Origin of the sequence: Rhizobium ruizarguesonis, assembly GCF_012349115.1 — a bacterium.
In the GTDB taxonomy this organism is placed as follows: Bacteria; Pseudomonadota; Alphaproteobacteria; order Rhizobiales; family Rhizobiaceae; genus Rhizobium; species Rhizobium ruizarguesonis.
In genome coordinates this window covers 20796-37463 of the sequence record NZ_PQIG01000095.1, presented here as the reverse complement: position 1 = coordinate 37463, position 16668 = coordinate 20796, and the positions used below count along the sequence as shown (strand labels likewise).

Annotated in this window: 14 protein-coding genes; 10 read left to right on the top strand and 4 right to left on the bottom strand. The window is 60.4% G+C overall.

Annotation, left to right across the window (positions count from 1 at the left end; translation table 11 throughout):
- Positions 1-13: 13 nt before the first annotated feature.
- The 4 genes from C3Y91_RS24725 to C3Y91_RS24710 all read right to left on the bottom strand — a co-directional run bounded on the left by C3Y91_RS24725 (position 14) and on the right by C3Y91_RS24710 (position 3853).
- Positions 14-430 carry an organic hydroperoxide resistance protein gene (locus C3Y91_RS24725; protein WP_012757750.1) on the bottom strand — a complete coding sequence of 139 codons (417 nt, stop codon included), beginning with the start codon at positions 428-430 and terminating at the stop codon, positions 14-16.
- A 191-nt stretch (positions 431-621) separates the two neighbouring features.
- The gene (locus C3Y91_RS24720) at positions 622-1944 is read right to left on the bottom strand and encodes an ATP-binding protein (protein ID WP_168575948.1); all 1323 of its coding nucleotides are present in this window, start codon (positions 1942-1944) and stop codon (positions 622-624) included.
- Positions 1941-2681, bottom strand: a complete 741-nt coding sequence (locus C3Y91_RS24715; protein ID WP_018068635.1) for a response regulator — start codon at positions 2679-2681, stop codon at positions 1941-1943. Before C3Y91_RS24715 ends, C3Y91_RS24720 begins: the two co-directional genes overlap by 4 nt.
- A gap of 125 nt (positions 2682-2806) precedes the next feature.
- Positions 2807-3853: an alpha/beta fold hydrolase gene (locus C3Y91_RS24710; RefSeq protein ID WP_018068634.1), complete on the bottom strand. Its 1047-nt coding sequence runs from the start codon at positions 3851-3853 to the stop codon at positions 2807-2809.
- Positions 3854-4213: 360 nt separating this feature from the next.
- Between C3Y91_RS24710 and C3Y91_RS24705 the strand changes: the two genes are divergently transcribed.
- The 10 genes from C3Y91_RS24705 (at position 4214) to C3Y91_RS24660 (ending at position 16484) form a co-directional block, all read left to right on the top strand.
- On the top strand, positions 4214-5989 hold the full coding sequence (locus tag C3Y91_RS24705; protein ID WP_018068633.1) for a cytochrome c biogenesis protein DipZ: 1776 nt from the start codon (positions 4214-4216) through the stop codon (positions 5987-5989).
- Positions 5990-6044: 55 nt separating this feature from the next.
- A complete protein-coding gene (locus C3Y91_RS24700) occupies positions 6045-6803 on the top strand; it encodes an alpha/beta fold hydrolase (RefSeq protein ID WP_024321895.1) in 759 nt (252 codons plus the stop codon).
- 404 nt (positions 6804-7207) lie between these two features.
- The gene (locus C3Y91_RS24695; RefSeq protein ID WP_018068631.1) at positions 7208-7930 is read left to right on the top strand and encodes a DeoR family transcriptional regulator; all 723 of its coding nucleotides are present in this window, start codon (positions 7208-7210) and stop codon (positions 7928-7930) included.
- Positions 7931-8107: 177 nt separating this feature from the next.
- Complete coding sequence (deoC, locus tag C3Y91_RS24690; protein WP_018068630.1) at positions 8108-9136, top strand: deoxyribose-phosphate aldolase; 1029 nt, start codon at positions 8108-8110, stop codon at positions 9134-9136.
- A gap of 5 nt (positions 9137-9141) precedes the next feature.
- Positions 9142-11529: an aldehyde dehydrogenase family protein gene (locus C3Y91_RS24685; RefSeq protein WP_018068629.1), complete on the top strand. Its 2388-nt coding sequence runs from the start codon at positions 9142-9144 to the stop codon at positions 11527-11529.
- A 159-nt stretch (positions 11530-11688) separates the two neighbouring features.
- Complete coding sequence (locus C3Y91_RS24680; RefSeq protein WP_018068628.1) at positions 11689-12144, top strand: RbsD/FucU family protein; 456 nt, start codon at positions 11689-11691, stop codon at positions 12142-12144.
- An 11-nt stretch (positions 12145-12155) separates the two neighbouring features.
- Complete coding sequence (gene rbsK / locus C3Y91_RS24675; RefSeq protein WP_024321896.1) at positions 12156-13088, top strand: ribokinase; 933 nt, start codon at positions 12156-12158, stop codon at positions 13086-13088.
- Positions 13085-13960: a carbohydrate ABC transporter permease gene (locus C3Y91_RS24670; protein WP_003560016.1), complete on the top strand. Its 876-nt coding sequence runs from the start codon at positions 13085-13087 to the stop codon at positions 13958-13960. Before rbsK ends, C3Y91_RS24670 begins: the two co-directional genes overlap by 4 nt.
- Positions 13957-14985 carry a carbohydrate ABC transporter permease gene (locus tag C3Y91_RS24665; RefSeq protein ID WP_018068626.1) on the top strand — a complete coding sequence of 343 codons (1029 nt, stop codon included), beginning with the start codon at positions 13957-13959 and terminating at the stop codon, positions 14983-14985. Before C3Y91_RS24670 ends, C3Y91_RS24665 begins: the two co-directional genes overlap by 4 nt.
- Positions 14986-15029: 44 nt before the next feature.
- Positions 15030-16484 carry an extracellular solute-binding protein gene (locus C3Y91_RS24660; RefSeq protein WP_018068625.1) on the top strand — a complete coding sequence of 485 codons (1455 nt, stop codon included), beginning with the start codon at positions 15030-15032 and terminating at the stop codon, positions 16482-16484.
- Positions 16485-16668 lie beyond the last annotated feature (184 nt).

The window sequence follows — 16668 nt, the reverse complement described above, 5'->3', positions numbered from 1 at the left end:
GCAATTCCACTCGTTAGGCAACCGTCAATTCGACATGGATGTTACCGCGCGTGGCCTTCGAGTAAGGGCAGGTCTGGTGGGCTTCGTCGATCAGCGCCTTTGCGACCTCCGCTTCGATCCCCCGCAAGCTGACCTTGAGGCGGGCTTGCAGGAAATAGCCGCCATCGGCGGTTCCGAGATCAACCTCGGTGTCGACGGCAAGATCGGCTGGAAGCTTGACCTTTTGATTAGCCGCGGCGAAACCGATCGCGCCGATGAAGCAGGCAGACCAGCCGGCGGCGAAAAGCTGTTCGGGATTGGTGCCGCCGCGGTTGCTGCCCGCAGGCGAAAGCTTGATATCAAGCTGGCCGTCGTCGCTGTGCGAAGCGCCGTCGCGCCCGCCTGTCGTGTGGGTCTTGCCGGTATAGAGAACCTTGTCGATCTTTGTCATGGAACACTCCTTCTGTTGCGTCGCTACAAGCGACTGGCCGCGGTGGGCGGCCGGGTTGACGGAGTGTGGTTTGACCGACTGATATATCCGCCATGTTTCCGAAAACGCCCGAAATGTCACAAAGCGTAGCATCCGGTGTCAAGGACATCTTGGCATACAAAACCTGGCGAGATTCTGCGGCGACCCCGACGTCAACGAATGGTGACTTCCGCTGCCAGTCCGCCGCCGGCGCGATTGTAGAGCCGGAGCGACCCGCCGATCTTGGCAGTCAGCTGCTGGGCGATCGCAAGACCGAGACCGGTACCGCCGGTCTCCCGGTTGCGGGATTGCTCCAGCCGGAAGAATGGCTGCATGGCGGCCTCGAGCATATCGTCGGGGATTCCAGGCCCTCGGTCCATGACTGATATGACGATATCGTTCTCGGCGCTGCGCTCGACGCTGATCTCGGCAGCACCGGCAAACTTCAGCGCGTTGTCGATGAAGTTCGACAGGATACGGCGAAGAGCATGCGGCTTGGTGGAGGCAGCACCATGAACCAGGCCGACGACGGTGACGGCCTTGCCGGTATCCTGGTAGTCGTAGGCTATGCTGTCGATGAACGAGGCGAGATCGATGCGGGCACTCTTCTCGCCATTGCCATGCGCGCTGCGTGCATAGGCAATGCCGTCCTGAACGAGGCGCTGGATCTCGCCGAGATCGTGCACCAGCTTGTCCTTCTCCGGCGAATCCTCGGCCATATCGGCGCGCAGCCGCATGCGGGTGATCGGCGTCTGCAGATCATGCGAGATGGCCGCCAGTATCTGGACACGCTCTTCGAGGTAATGGGCGATCCTCTCCCGCATCGCGTTGAACGCCCTTGCCGCATGCGCGACCTCGCTCGGCCCCGCCTCACTCATAGCCGGGCCGTCCTTGTTCGGGTTAAGAGCATCGGCGGCGGCAGCAAGCTCGCCGAGCGGCTGGATCGCCTGGCGAACCGCGAACCAGGTGCAGAGGATGAGCAGCACCATCTGGACGACGAAGACGTAGGGCAGCCATGCGGCAATCGGCATGACGCCCTTCGGCGTGACGTCGATAGTTAACGGGCTTCCGTCGCTAAGCGTCAGATGCGCCTGCAGCCGGTTCACATCGCCAGGAATTCGTTCGATCCGGATCGGAAAGCGGTGCCCGATGGCCTCCTCGATCTTTCCTGAGATTTCCGCCCCCTTGCTTGACGTGTCAGGCACGCCGGGAAGGCCGGGCCCGAGCACGAAACGATAGTTGCCGCGGCTCAGCCGGTCGAGCAGATCGCCGCGCTCACCTGGCGGAAGCCGATCGAGAACCGCAATCGATGTTGCCACGTCATTTTCCAGCGTGCCGAGCATCACCGCCTTGGCCGACATGTACCGCTCCATATAGAGCACACTGAAGGACAGCCCGTAGGCCAAGGCCAATCCGATCAGCAGGATCAGGAAGATCCGCGACCGCAACGTGCTCGGCCACGTCAGGCCCGAACGCAAGCGGACTGCCGCCTTCATTGGCGCGGCTCCGATATCTCGACCGGAACCGAAAACACATAGCCTTCGCTGCGCACCGTCTTGATATAGGTCGGTTCGCGCGCATCGTCGCCCAGCCGCTGACGCAACCGGCTAACCAGGAGATCGATAGAGCGATCGAAGAGATCGGCGTCGCGGCCCTGCGTCAGGCTCAAAAGCTGGTCGCGATTGAGCACCCGCTGCGGGTGATCGATGAAAACGCGGAGCAGACGGTATTCGGCGCCGCTCAGCGCAATCGCGGTCCCTTCCCTGTCGAGAAGATGCCGGGCGACCGTATCGAGCCGCCAGTCACCGAAAGTCAGCAACTGTCCGGCCTCGCTGATCTGCAGGTTGGGTGGCAGCATCCGCGTCCGCCGCAGCACCGCCTTGATGCGGGCGAGCAGCTCGCGCGCGGCAAAGGGCTTGGGAAGATAGTCGTCGGCACCCATCTCCAGCCCGAGGATCCTATCCATCTCGTCGGTGCGGGCCGTCAACATCAGGATCGGGATCGCCTTGTGCCGGCCGGCGCGCAGTTCGCGGCACAGCACCAGCCCGTCGTCACCGGGCATCATCACGTCGAGCACGATCAGGTCGACGGCATTGGCGTCGACAAAACTGCGCATCTGCCGTCCGTCGGCGGCAACGCTCGTGCGCAGGCCGTTCTTCTGCAGATAGCCCGAAACCAGCTCGCGGATTTCGCGATCGTCATCGACGATCAGGATGTGATCGACATGATCCATATTTCCCTGTTCCTTATCGATAGAAGCGGCCGCGCCGGTCGCTTCGTTCCTGACCGAAGCGATAGGCGCGACCTACGCATATTCCGCTGGCCGGAGCAACGAGGCGCTACAACGGCAGCGTCGACCTAGAAACGATCGACGTCTATGACCGCCTGCGCAAAAGCCTGCGGCGCTTCCTGAGGCAAGTTGTGGCCAATGCCGCCGCCGATCGTGCGATGCTCGTATTTACCGGAGAATTTTCCGGCATAAGCGGAAGGCTGCGGATGCGGTGCACCGTTTGCATCGCCTTCCATGGTGATGGTCGGCACCGAAATGACGGGCGTTGCGGCGAGAGTCGTCTCGTAGGCATCGTACTTGGCCTCGCCTTCGACAAGCCCTAGGCGCCAACGATAATTGTGAATGACGATCGCGACGTGGTCGGGATTGTCGAAGGCAGCGGCCGATCTGTCGAATGTCGCATCGTCGAAGTTCCACTTCGGCGATGCCGTTTGCCAGATAAGCTTTGCGAAATCATGGGTGTTGCTCTCGTATCCCTGACGACCGCGTTCGGTGGCGAAATAGAACTGGTACCACCAGGCAAGTTCGGCTTTCGGCGGAAGCGGCTTCTTGTTGGCCTCCTGGCTGCCGATCAGGTAGCCGCTCACCGACACCATCGCCTTGCAGCGCTCGGGCCAGAGCGCCGCCATGATGTTGGCGGTCCGCCCGCCCCAGTCATAGCCGGCAATGACAGCCTTCTCGATATCGAGCGCATCGAGCAGCGCGATCATATCGGCGGCGAGCGCTGACGGCTGGCCGTTGCGAGGTGTGCCGTCGTCCAGGAAGCGCGTCGTCCCGTAACCGCGCAGATAAGGCACGATCACCCTGTAGCCTGCCGAGGCAAGCAGCGGCGCGACATCGACGAAACTATAGATGTCATAGGGCCAACCATGCAGCAGCAATACGACAGGGCCATCCGCCTTCCCCGCCTCGGCATAGCCGATGTCGAGCACGCCTGCCTTGACCTGCTTCAGCGCTTCGAAAGACGTGTGGGTTCCGGCCTCTGCATCAGGCGGGGCTGCGGCAGGCGCCGACTGGGCGGCGGCCTTGCCGGCCACGCCGAACTCGACCGCCGCAAGGGCGATTGCCGTCATGCCGAAGAAGCGGCGGCGGTGTTGGTTGATTTGCTCTGACATCGGTCTCTCCTGTCGAATGAATCACGGTGCTGAAAAGGCGCTCTACTTGTGTCTCCGATATGTCGCGCGCCAGCAGTTTTTGAATGCTCATGTAGCTTCCGGCCTCCGGGATACAGTCTGATACAATCGCGGCGCCTCAGCGACGCATCGGTTCGGCCGCAGCCGTTTTCGTCGCTCCTCGCGGCCACGGCAGCACTTTGTGTCGCTCTGTATCACCGTCCGCCGGCAGCAACACTTCGATACATTTTCCCGCAAAACCGGACACATCGGGGATACGTCGGCCCGGCTACATCCCGGCCATCGCTGGTCCAGGCCCATCGCCGCCCAGAGCCCGATCAAACGGTTTCAAAGGAAACGATGATGACACTTCTGATCATAGCCTATCTCGGAGGCGCGCTGACGATCCTCAGCCCGTGTATCCTGCCTATCCTCCCCTTCGTCTTCGCCCGCGCCGGACAGCCCTTCGTCAGAAGCACGCTGCCGATGCTGGCGGGCATGGCCGCCACCTTCGCGCTCGTCGCCACGCTCGCCGCGGTCGGTGGCAGTTGGGCCATTCGCGCCAATGAATATGGCCGCCTTGCCGCAATCGTCCTGCTCGCGCTCTTTGGCGCAAGCCTGCTTTCACCACGTATCGCAAGCACGCTTGCCCGGCCGATCGTCGACCTTGGCAACAATCTTATCAACGCCACCGGCGGCGGGCGCGGCACAACGACAGTGAAGAGCGCGCTTCTTCTCGGCGTTGCCACCGGACTGCTCTGGGCGCCCTGCGCCGGTCCGATTCTCGGCCTCGTGCTGACCGGAGCTGCATTGCAGGGCGCCAATCTGCAAACGACCTTCCTGCTGATCGCTTATGCCGCTGGTGCTGCAAGTTCGCTTGCCGTCGCCCTGCTTGTCGGCGGCAAGCTCTTCGCCGCCATGAAGCGCTCCCTCGGGTTTGGCGACCGGATTCGCCAGGTACTCGGCGCTGCCGTACTGGCGGGCGTCGCCGTCGTCGCGCTCGGCCTCGATACCAGCCTGCTCGCCCGGCTCTCCTACGCCAGCACTGCATCGCTGGAACAGGCCGTGCTCGACAGGCTGCATGCAAAGCCGCTCAGTGGCCCTTCTTCCGAGCTGGCGAGCAACGAGGTGATGATTGCGGCCGCCGATGCAAAACAGCCTTTCCGCAGTGATCTGCCCGTCGAAGGCTACGCGCCGTCACTTGATGGTGCGGTCGAATGGCTGAACTCAACGCCTCTCACCACCGAGCAGCTGCGCGGCAAGGTCGTGCTCGTCGATTTCTGGACCTATTCCTGCATCAACTGCATTCGCACGATCCCCTATATCAAAGCCTGGGCCGAAAAATATAAAGACCAGGGCCTCGTGGTGATCGGCGTTCACGCCCCGGAATTTGCCTTCGAGAAGAAGATCGACAACGTCAAGAAGGCGATCAGCGACTTCCAGATTGGCTATCCCGTTGCGATCGACAATGATTACAGCATCTGGCGCGCCTTCGAAAACAGCTACTGGCCTGCCGGCTATCTGATCGATGCCAAAGGCCAGATCCGTTACCACCATTTCGGCGAAGGCAATTACAACAAGACCGAAAAAGCCATTCAGGACCTGCTGCGCGAAGCCGGCAGCCAAACGACGGCAAGTGCGCCGGTCGCGCCGGATGCCAAGGGCGTGGAAGCAGGTCCTGATCTCGGTAACATCCGCTCCGGCGAGACCTATCTCGGCTACGAGCAAGCGGCGAATTTCGCCTCTCCAGAAGAGCTGCAGGCAGACACAGCGCGCAACTATACGATCGCCGAACCCGGCCTCAATGGCTGGGGCCTGTCCGGAACCTGGACCGTCGGCCGGGATCAGGCGACGCTTGATCAGCCGGGCGGCGGCATCACTTATCGCTTCAGCGCCCGCGATCTGCATCTCGTTCTTGGGCCTGGCGCCGGCGGCAAACCGGTCCGCTTCCAAGTGAAGGTCGACGGCAAGGCGCCAGGGCCTGACCACGGCTCCGACATCGATGCCGACGGCAACGGTACGGTGACCGCGACCAGGCTTTACCAGCTCGTCCGCCAGTCCGGCACGGTCGCCGCCCGCAACTTCGAGATCCGCTTCCTCGATCGCGGCGTGCAGGCCTACGCCTTTACATTCGGTTGAACCCGAAACGCATCACTATCCCAATCATCAACAACGACCCAAAGGAGTGATACCCATGAACAAACGTCTTATTTTCACCGCAGCCCTTGCCGTTGCCACGACCGCCATCGCATTCGCGGCGGGGGCTGCCGAGGTCAAAAACATCGTGATCGTCCACGGCGCGCTGGCCGACGGCTCGGGATGGCGCAAGGCGACGGACATACTCGAGAAGCGCGGCTTCAACGTCACCATCGTCCAGCAGCCCATCACCTCGCTCGACGACGATGTGGCAGCGACCAAGCGGGTTCTCGACCTTCAGGACGGACCGGTCCTGCTCGTCGGCCACAGCTATGGCGGCATGGTCATCACCGAAGCCGGCAACGATCCCGCGGTCGCGGGCCTGGTCTATGTCGCGGCGTTCCAGCCTGACAAGGGCGAAAGCCTGCTCAGCCTCGCCAGCTCGAAGCCCGCCGGCAGCATGGATATAAGGGAAACGAAGGACGGCAAATATCTCTATCTCGATCCGGGTGCCTTCGCCGCGGATTTCGCAGCCGACCTTCCGCAAGCCGAAGCCGATTTCATGGCAAAGTCACAGGTCTTCGCCGCAAAGCAGGCATTCTCCGCCAAGATCACCCAGCCAGCATGGCGGACGAAGAAAAGCTGGTCGATCGTCGCCACCGAGGATCGCTCCATCAACCCCGAGCTTGAACGCGACATGGCAAAACGTGCCGGAAGCGACGTGACTGAAATAAAGGCAAGCCACGCAGTCTTCGCATCCCAACCGGAAAAGGTTGCCGATGCGATCGAAACAGCAGCAAGAAAAGCCGGCGAGTAGCGCGCGCAGCCAGGAATGTCCTCAGCAGTCGCGAGGATGAAGCCTCTGGTCGGAAGGCCACCCCGACCAGAGGCGTGACGAACTCGCCCCTGCCGGCCTAGAATGTCGATCTTGTCGTCACCCACTTCCCCGCAGCCGAAGTGAGGCACCATCTATACAGTTTTGTGACTATTCCATCACAAAAATGGTAGGCTGGTCACAAATTCTCATTTCAAATTGCGGGGTTTCCCTGTAAAATTGTGACGATATGCCATGTTGCGCGCAACTGGCTGGCGCAGAAGCTGTAGCTCGGCGCAAATGCCGAATCGTAGCTCGAGGGGACATACAAGATGAGAATGGCAATCCCTTGTTAAATTTTGATCAGAACACTATTCCAAGTGTAAACGATAAGGGAGAGATGCGATATGGATAGTCGCAAGGGCCGGCGCATCGCAGTCTTATCCGAGGCCCTTTCACAACATCGCATTCTGCACATCAAGAATGCTGCGGAGATCCTGGGCGTCTCAGAGATGACGGTTCGGCGTGATGTCAGCGCCAATGCAGACCAATTCGCGTTTCTCGGCGGCCATATCGTTGCAGCTGTCGAAGCGGAAAACGATCCCTATGAAATTTCCAAGGCAGCCGACAGTCATGCCGCTGCAAAACGGCAAGTTTGCACACAAGCCATTGATTACATTCACCATGATGATACGGTTTTTTTCGATTGCGGCACCACCTTACCCTATCTGGTCGATCTCCTCCCAGACCAGATTCACATAACGGCGATCTGTTATGCCATGAATGTCGCTGATCGTCTGACGCGAAAACCCAACGTTCGCCTTGTTATGCTCGGTGGTCTTTACCACCCAGCATCGGCGAGCTTTTCCGGTGTCACGGGGCTGGAAATGCTCGATCAGCTTGTGATCAACGTGGCATTTCTATCGGCAGCCGGTGTCGATGCCCGGCGTGGCGCAACCTGCGCGCATTTTCACGAAGCGGAGATCAAGAAAAAGGCGATGTCCCGGGCACGAAAGAATATTCTTCTCGCCGACAGCAGCAAAATCGGCAAGCTTAAGCCAGCCTTTTTCAGCGACATGAAGTCGTTCGACGTGGTCATCACCGAAAACGGCATGAACGATTTCGATTGAGAAATCCCGCATTTTTTTCCGCCTCTGCCGAAATCTAAACTTGACGCAGCGGCGCGGTGATGCAAACTTCACAATCAGTGAAAAAAAAATCACATTTGTACCAGTCGTGAAGCTTCCTCTGCGTGCCTCTGCACTGATGGCAACAGGATCTTCACGTTCGGATCGGGAGGATTCTAGTTGGAGACCGTTGCTGTTCACAATGCGGCAAACGCGGCGCATCATGGGGGCCCTTCGCGATTGCCGGACGGCACCCATAACCGGCCGCGCAATACCGGTATGGAACTCGATCTGTCGTGGGTGCTTGATACCCGGGTCAACCTGTCTGCCACCGAGCGCCGCGTAGCCTCGCTTCCTGGACGCCGCACCGTCAAAAAGGACGCGCAGGCGGCTTGGCTCCTGAAGGCGGTGACCTGCATCGACCTGACGACGTTGAACGGCGACGATACCCCCGAACGCGTCAAGCGGTTGTGCGCGAAGGCGATGAATCCGATACGCGCCGACATTCTGGATTCCCTTGGCATGAGCGGCCGTTCGATCACCACCGGCGCCATCTGCGTCTACCATCGTTTTGTTGCAACGGCCGTCGAGGCGCTTGGAGATTCCGGCATTCCGGTCGCCGCGGTTTCGACCGGTTTCCCTGCCGGCCTCAGCCCGCACCACCTCAAGGTCAAGGAAATCGAGGCGTCAGTTGCCGATGGCGCGAAGGAAATCGACATCGTCATCACCCGCGAGCATGTGCTGACCGGCAACTGGACTGCACTCTACGAGGAAATGAAAGAATATCGCGCCGCCTGCGGTGATGCGCATGTCAAAGCCATTCTGGCGACCGGCGACCTGAAGACGCTCCGCAATGTCACCAGGGCCTCGCTGGTCTGCATGATGGCGGGAGCCGATTTCATCAAGACCTCGACCGGCAAAGAAGGCGTCAATGCGACGCTGGCCGTGACATTGACCATGCTGCGGGCGATCCGCGCCTATCAGGAGCGCACCGGTATCAAGATCGGCTACAAGCCGGCCGGAGGCATTTCCGCGGCGAAGGACGTGTTGAACTACCAGTTCCTGATGAAGGACGAACTGGGGCGCGAGTGGCTGGAGTCCGATCTCTTCCGCATCGGTGCATCAAGCTTGCTTGCGGATATCGAGCGGCAGTTGGAGCATCACGTCACCGGTGCCTATTCGGCCCTCAACAGACACCCGATTGGATGATCCAGATGACTGTTGCAAAGTATTTCGACGAAATGTCCTACGGCCCCGCCCCTGAATCCGATATCGAAGCTCGCGACTGGCTGGCGCGCCACGCTTCCGGTTTCGGTCACTTCATCAATGGCGCATTCGTGCCCTCCGCGTCGGGCAAGAACTTCGAAACGTTCGAGCCAGCCACCGGCAAGGTCCTGGCGAAGCTCGCGAACGGCGGCGCGGCGGATGTGGACAACGCAGTTGCGGCGGCCCGCAAGGCACAGGCGTCATGGGCGCGACTGCCGGGCCATGCGCGGGCGCGCCATCTCTATGCGCTTGCCCGGATGATCCAGCGCCATGCGCGTCTGATTGCTGTGGTCGAGGCAATCGACAACGGCAAGCCGATCCGCGAAACCCGCGATCTCGACGTGCCACTGGCAGCCCGTCATTTCTATCATCACGCCGGATGGGCACAAATCCAGGACACGGAATTTGCAGATCATGTGCCGGTCGGCGTCGTCGGCCAGATCATCCCGTGGAATTTCCCATTCCTGATGCTGGCCTGGAAAGTGGCGCCGGCTTTGGCGCTCGGCAACGCCGTCATCCTGAAGCCTGCCGAATTCACGTCGCTGACGGCGCTTCTCTTTGCCGAACTAGCATCCGCGGCGGGCCTTCCGCCGGGCGTACTCAATATCGTGACGGGAGAAGGCGAAACAGGCGCGCTGCTCGTCGGGCATGAGGATATCGACAAAATTGCCTTTACCGGATCGACCGAAGTCGGGCGCGTTATTCGCGAGCGTACCGCAGGTAGCGGTAAGTCGTTGACGCTGGAACTCGGCGGCAAGTCACCTTTCGTCGTTTTTGACGACGCCGATATCGACGGCGCCGTGGAAGGCGTCGTCGACGCGATCTGGTTCAACCAGGGACAGGTCTGCTGCGCCGGTTCGCGGCTTCTGGTCCAGGAAGGCATTGCCGATCTTTTCCATGAGCGGCTGAAGCGCCGAATGGAGACATTGCGGGTCGGTCAGCCTTTGGACAAGTGCATCGATATGGGTGCGATCATAGCCCCCGTGCAATTGACGCGTATCGAAGCGCTGGTGAAAAAGGGAGTTTCAGAAGGCGCGACACTGCATCAGGCCAAGATCGACCTGCCGAAGGGCGGCAGCTTCTACCCGCCGACGCTTCTGAGCGGCGTGCAGCCGACATCGATCGTCGCGACCGAGGAAATCTTCGGGCCGGTTGCGGTCTCCATGACTTTCCGCACACCGGAAGAGGCCATCCAGCTTGCCAATCACACCCGCTACGGCCTCGCCGCCAGCGTCTGGAGCGAGACGATCGGCTTGGCGCTGAACGTTGCGGCAAAGCTCGCAGCCGGCGTGGTCTGGGTGAATGCCACCAATCTTTTTGATGCCGCCGTCGGTTTTGGCGGCAAGCGCGAATCCGGATTCGGACGCGAAGGCGGACGCGAAGGTTGCTACGAATATCTGAAGCCAAAGGCTTGGGTCGGTCGCAAGGCGCGCGCAGCAATGCCGGCACTTTCGCAAGTAAAGCCGGTTGCCGGCGATTTTGCCCTGCCAAGCATCGACCGGACGGCAAAGCTCTTCATCGGCGGCAAGCAGGCACGCCCAGACGGCAATTATTCCCGTGTCATCGCCTCGCCCAAGGGCAAGGCCATCGGGGAGGTCGGCGAAGGCAACCGCAAGGACATCCGCAATGCGGTGGTTGCCGCACAGGCCGCCTCCGCCTGGTCGAATGCGACCACTCATAACCGCGCCCAGGTTCTCTATTACATCGCCGAAAACCTCAGTGGCCGCGCCGACGAGTTCGCCTCGCGGATAACAGCGATGACCGGAGCTTCCGCAGCCAATGCAAACGCCGAGGTCGACTCCGCGATTTCCCGTCTCTTCACCTACGCAGCCTGGGCGGACAAATATGAAGGCGGCATTCACCAGCCGCCGCTTCGCGGCGTTGCCCTGGCCATGCCGGAAGCCATCGGCGTCGTTGGCGTCATTTGCCCGCCGGAAGCGCCGCTGCTCGGCTTTATCAGTCTGATTGCGCCGTTGATTGCCACCGGTAATCGTGTCGTCGCCGTGCCGAGTGAGGCCTTCCCGCTTTCGGCCACGGATTTCTATTCCGTTCTGGAAACGTCGGATGTGCCTGCCGGTGTCGTCAATATCGTCACCGGGTCGGCTATCGAACTGGCAAAGATCCTTGCCGCGCACAATGACGTCGATGCGGTGTGGGCCTTCGGCTCGGCGGAACTTTCGACGACGGTGGAGAAGCTGTCTTCGGGCAATCTCAAGCGAACCTTCGTGGACAATGGCAAGGCGACGGACTGGATGGACAGAGCCGCTGCCGAAGGCGCGCTATACCTTCGCCGCGCTGTGGATGTGAAGAATATCTGGATCCCCTACGGAGAATAAGGGCTCCAACTCTGGTCATCCGGGCGGGAGGAGAACCGCACCGGCAGGCAAGAACAACGGAATTTGAGGGAATCGCAGAGTTGTAACGGACTTGCGGTTATTGGGCTCTGTTTCGCGGCACGAGGTGCTGCGAAATGGTGCAACTAAGGGAGGATTCTCATGCTGAAGAATATCGATCCGGCTCTGAATGCGGATGTGCTGCACGCGCTCCGGTCCATGGGGCATGGCGACACGGTCGTCGTTTCCGACACCAATTTTCCTTCGGATTCCATTGCCCGGCAAACGGTGCTCGGCAAGCTGTTGCGCATAGACAATGTGTCGTCTGCCCGCGCCATCGAAGCTATTCTTTCGGTAATGCCGCTGGATACGCCGTTGCAGCCGTCTGCCGGACGAATGGAAATCATGGGCGCGCCGGACGAGATCCCTCCCGTGCAGCAGGAAGTCCAGGCCGTTATCGACGGCGCCGAGGGCAAACCGGCGCCGATGTATGGCATCGAGCGTTTCGCCTTCTATGAGGAAGCCAAAAAGGCCTATTGCGTCATCACCACGGGCGAAAACCGCTTCTACGGCTGCTTCCTCTTCACCAAAGGCGTGATTCCGCCGGAAACCGTATGAGGGGAAACAAAATGAAGGTGGGTGTTTCGATCCTCGGGATTTTCGTCGCCGACACGGCCTATCTGGCCAAGCGCATGCCAAACGTTGGCGAGACCATCACCGGGACCGGTTTTGCAGTAGGCCCGGGCGGCAAGGGATCCAACCAGGCTGTCGCTGCTGCCCGCGCCGGTGGAACAGTCTCCTTCATCTCGAAGATCGGCCGCGACACCTTCGGCGATATGGCGCTGAAGACCTATTCGGAAGCAGGCGTGACGCCGAAGGTTGTGCAGATGGACGATATGCCGACCGGCGCTGCCTTCATCTACGTCAATGACGGTAACGGCGACAATGCGATCATCGTCTATCCAGGCGCCGCAGGCACCATCGGCGTGGGTGATGTCGAGGCGGCACGCGAAACCATCGAGCAATCGGCTGTTTTCGTGACCCAGCTCGAACAACCGGCCGAAGCGGCGCAGCGCGCCCTCGAAATCGCCCATGCGGCCGGCGTTACCACTGTTTTCAATCCAGCGCCGGCCGAGCCGTTTCCGGACACGATCTATCCGCTCTGCGACTATATCGTGCCAAACGAGACCGAGGCAGCGGCCATCGTCGGCTTTCCGCTCGACACGCTCGACGACGCCAGACGGGCTGGCGACGCCTTTCTTGCCAAAGGCGTGAAAGCCGCGCTGATCACACTGGGTGGTCGCGGTGTGCTCTATCATACGGCCGGGCAATCGGTTCATGTTCCGGCGGTCTCGGCGGGAGCAGTCATCGATACCACCGGCGCCGGCGACGCATTTGTCGGTGGCTTCTCGGCAGCGCTCTCGCGGGGCTTTAGTCCGGTCGAGGCCGTGCGTTTCGGCTGCGCGACCGCCGGTATTGCGGTGACGCGGCGGGGTACCGCGCCTGCAATGCCGAATATCGAGGAAATCGAGGCGCTTCTGCGGAAAGGAGGCGCATTATGACCCGCAACGATCCGGTCAAACACTTCTTCATCTGGCCGGCGTTGCTGATCGTGCTGGTAATCTCGATCTTCCCGCTGATCTATTCGCTGACCACCAGCTTCATGAGCCTGCGGCTCGTACCGCCGATCCCCGCGCATTTCGTCGGCTTCGGCAACTATGCGGAATTGCTTCAGAACCCGCGCTTCTGGAGTGTCACCTGGACGACGACGATCATCGCTTTTGTTGCGGTGTCGCTGCAGTATGTCATCGGTTTTTCCGTGGCGCTGGCGCTCAGCCGTCGGGTGCCTGGCGAAGGTTTGTTCCGGGTCAGCTTCCTGGTGCCAATGCTGGTGGCGCCCGTCGCCGTTGCACTCATTGCCCGCCAGATCCTCAACCCGACAATGGGCCCGCTCAATGAGTTGATGACCGCCTTCGGCTTTCCCAACCTGCCGTTTCTGACTCAGACCAGATGGGCTATCGGCGCCATCATTTCCGTCGAAGTGTGGCAGTGGACACCCTTCGTCATCCTGATGCTTCTTGCCGGGCTGCAAACCCTGCCGGAGGACGTCTACGAGGCTGCCGCGCTTGAAAATGCCAGTCCCTGGCAGCAGTTCTGGGGGATCACTTTCCCGATGATGCTGCCGATTTCGGTGGCGGTGGTCTTCATCCGCCTCATCGAGAGCTACAAGATCATCGACACGGTGTTCGTGATGACAGGCGGAGGGCCCGGCATTTCGACCGAAACGCTGACCTTGTTCGCGTATCAGGAGGGCTTCAAGAAGTTCAACCTCGGCTACACCTCCGCCCTCTCCTTCCTGTTCCTGATCGTCATTACCGTGATCGGGCTCGTCTATCTCGCCATCCTGAAGCCCTATCTGGAGAAGCACAAATGAGCGTGCGTAACCTCAAAGGATCCGGCCGCTGGTGGGCGCTCGCAGGCTGCCTGCTCTGGCTCGCCTTCACCTTCTTTCCGCTTTACTGGGTGGCGATCACCTCGTTCAAGTCGCCGCTCGGCGTCGTCGGCGGGCCGACCTATATTCCATTTGTCGACTTCGACCCGACGCTGACAGCCTGGAGCGAGCTTCTGTCGGGCGCGCGCGGCCAGTTCTACAACACCTTCATCGCCTCGACGATCATCGGGCTTTCCGCATCGGTGCTGGCCACCTTCATCGGATCCATGGCAGCCTATGCGCTGGTGCGCTTCACCTTCGAGGTCAAGCTGCTGTCCGGCGTGATTTTCGTCGTTGTTGCCTTTGGCGGATATCTTCTCGGCCGTCATGTGCTGGGCTACGGGCAGGCTATTTCGCTGATCTTTGCCTTTGTTGCAGCGCTTGCGCTCGCCATCGGCTCCAGCCGAATGAAGCTTCCAGGGCCGCTCCTCGGCAATGATGATATCGTCTTCTGGTTTGTCAGCCAGCGCATGTTTCCGCCGATCGTCGCCGCCTTTGCCTTGTTCCTGATGTACACGGAAATGGGCAAGTTGGGGTTCAAGCTGGTGGACACCTATACAGGGCTCACCTTCGCCTATGTCGCCTTCTCGCTGCCGATCGTGATCTGGCTGATGCGCGATTTCTTTGCGGCACTGCCGGTGGAAGTCGAAGAGGCGGCGATGGTCGACAATGTGCCGTCGTGGAGAATTTTCTTCGGTATCGTCCTGCCCATGTCCAAGCCGGGCCTGATCGCGACATTCATGATCACGCTCGCCTTCGTCTGGAACGAGTTCCTGTTCGCACTCTTCCTGACCAGTTCCAAATGGCAGACCCTTCCCATTCTCGTCGCAGGGCAAAACAGCCAGCGCGGCGACGAGTGGTGGTCGATATCGGCAGCCGCCCTGGTCGCGATCATACCCATGGTCGTCATGGCGGGCATTTTGAGCAGGCTGATGCGGTCTGGCCTGCTTTTAGGAGCAATAAAGTGACCGTTCGACAAGCCTAGTCATTGTTCAATTCCGGGGAGGAAAACATGAGAAGATTGCTATTGAGTTCAACGGCCGCAGGACTACTTGCTGCGGCGGGCGTCACATCCGCGCTCGCGTGCGAACCGGACTACACCGGTGTCACGCTCACCGCCACGACGCAGACAGGCCCCTATATCGCCTCTGCGCTGCAACTCGCGGCCAAGGGCTGGGAAGAAAAGACCTGCGGCAAGGTGAATGTCGTCGAATTTCCGTGGTCGGAACTCTATCCGAAAATCGTAACCTCGTTGACCTCGGGCGAAGACACGTTCGACGTGGTCGCCTTTGCGCCGGCCTGGGCACCGGACTTCACCGATTTTCTCTCGGAAATGCCCAAGGCGATGCAATCAGGTGCCGACTGGGAGGACATCGCGCCGGTTTACCGCGAGCAACTGATGGTCTGGAACGGCAAGGTCCTGTCGCAGACCATGGACGGTGATGCCCATACCTATACCTACCGCATTGATCTGTTTGAAAACGCGGAGAACCAGAGCGCCTTCAAGGCGAAGTATGGCTACGATCTTGCCCCGCCGAAGACATGGAAGCAGTATCTCGACATCGCTGAATTCTTCCAGCAGCCGGACAAGGGCCTTTGGGGCACGGCGGAAGCCTTCCGCCGTGGTGGCCAGCAATTCTGGTTCCTGTTCAGTCACGTGGCGGGATACACCAGCCATCCCGACAATCCCGGCGGCATGTTCTTCGATCCGGATACGATGGATGCACAGGTCAACAATCCGGGCTGGGTACGCGGCCTGGAGGAATATATTCGCGCTTCGAAACTGGCGCCGCCAAATGCGCTGAACTTCTCGTTCGGCGAAGTGAACGCGGCCTTTGCCGGTGGCCAGGTCGCGGAATCGATCGGCTGGGGCGATACCGGCGTCATCGCCGCCGACCCGAAGCAGTCCAAGGTCGCCGGCAATGTCGGTTCGGCATCGCTGCCGGGCTCCGACGAGATCTGGAACTACAAGACCAAGAAGTGGGACAAGCAGCCCGAGGTCGTCCAGACTTCCTTCATGGCCTTCGGCGGTTGGCAGGCAGCCGTACCGTCGTCCTCCAAGAACCAGGAGGCCGCTTGGAACTATATCCAGTTCCTGACGAGCCCGGCGGTTTCCGGTCAGGCGGCGATTACCGGCGGCACAGGCGTCAATCCATACCGTCTTTCGCACACGACAAATACGGCGTTGTGGTCGAAGATCTTTTCCGAGCGTGAGGCCAAGGAATATCTTGGAAGCCAGAAGGACGCGGTGACCGCCAAGAACACGGCGCTCGACATGCGCCTGCCGGGCTATTTCTCCTATACGGAAATTCTCGAAATCGAGCTTTCCAAGGCATTGGCTGGAGAGGTGACGCCGCAGCAGGCGCTGGATACCGTGGCTGCCGGATGGAACAAGCTGACGGAGGAGTTCGGCCGCGACAAGCAACTGGCAGCCTATCGTTCGTCGATGGGCCTGCCTGCGAAGTAAGCCCATCCTCAACATCTCATCCCGGCGGTGCCGGGATGAGATCAGACATCGTTGAAAGAAGAAGCAAACCATCGCCGCTTAGAGTGCCGTGCGTCCTTTCGGACGAAGGACGCTCTAACTCTTTCAATCCTCGCATCGTGCTTTCCGAAAATCGATTCCGATTTTGGGGCCGATGCGCTGGGCC

Bases quoted from the DNA above. Each gene is read 5' to 3' on its own strand.
- C3Y91_RS24685 (WP_018068629.1), top strand. From the start codon at position 9,142: ATGACTGTTGCAAAGTATTTCGACGAAATGTCCTACGGCCCCGCCCCT.
- C3Y91_RS24670 (WP_003560016.1), top strand. From the start codon at position 13,085: ATGACCCGCAACGATCCGGTCAAACACTTCTTCATCTGGCCGGCGTTG.
- C3Y91_RS24705 (WP_018068633.1), top strand. From the start codon at position 4,214: ATGACACTTCTGATCATAGCCTATCTCGGAGGCGCGCTGACGATCCTC.
- C3Y91_RS24725 (WP_012757750.1), bottom strand. From the start codon at position 430: ATGACAAAGATCGACAAGGTTCTCTATACCGGCAAGACCCACACGACA.
- C3Y91_RS24660 (WP_018068625.1), top strand. From the start codon at position 15,030: ATGAGAAGATTGCTATTGAGTTCAACGGCCGCAGGACTACTTGCTGCG.
- C3Y91_RS24700 (WP_024321895.1), top strand. From the start codon at position 6,045: ATGAACAAACGTCTTATTTTCACCGCAGCCCTTGCCGTTGCCACGACC.
- C3Y91_RS24720 (WP_168575948.1), bottom strand. From the start codon at position 1,944: ATGAAGGCGGCAGTCCGCTTGCGTTCGGGCCTGACGTGGCCGAGCACG.
- C3Y91_RS24715 (WP_018068635.1), bottom strand. From the start codon at position 2,681: ATGGATCATGTCGATCACATCCTGATCGTCGATGACGATCGCGAAATC.
- rbsK (WP_024321896.1), top strand. From the start codon at position 12,156: ATGAAGGTGGGTGTTTCGATCCTCGGGATTTTCGTCGCCGACACGGCC.
- C3Y91_RS24710 (WP_018068634.1), bottom strand. From the start codon at position 3,853: ATGTCAGAGCAAATCAACCAACACCGCCGCCGCTTCTTCGGCATGACG.
- C3Y91_RS24695 (WP_018068631.1), top strand. From the start codon at position 7,208: ATGGATAGTCGCAAGGGCCGGCGCATCGCAGTCTTATCCGAGGCCCTT.
- C3Y91_RS24665 (WP_018068626.1), top strand. From the start codon at position 13,957: ATGAGCGTGCGTAACCTCAAAGGATCCGGCCGCTGGTGGGCGCTCGCA.
- C3Y91_RS24680 (WP_018068628.1), top strand. From the start codon at position 11,689: ATGCTGAAGAATATCGATCCGGCTCTGAATGCGGATGTGCTGCACGCG.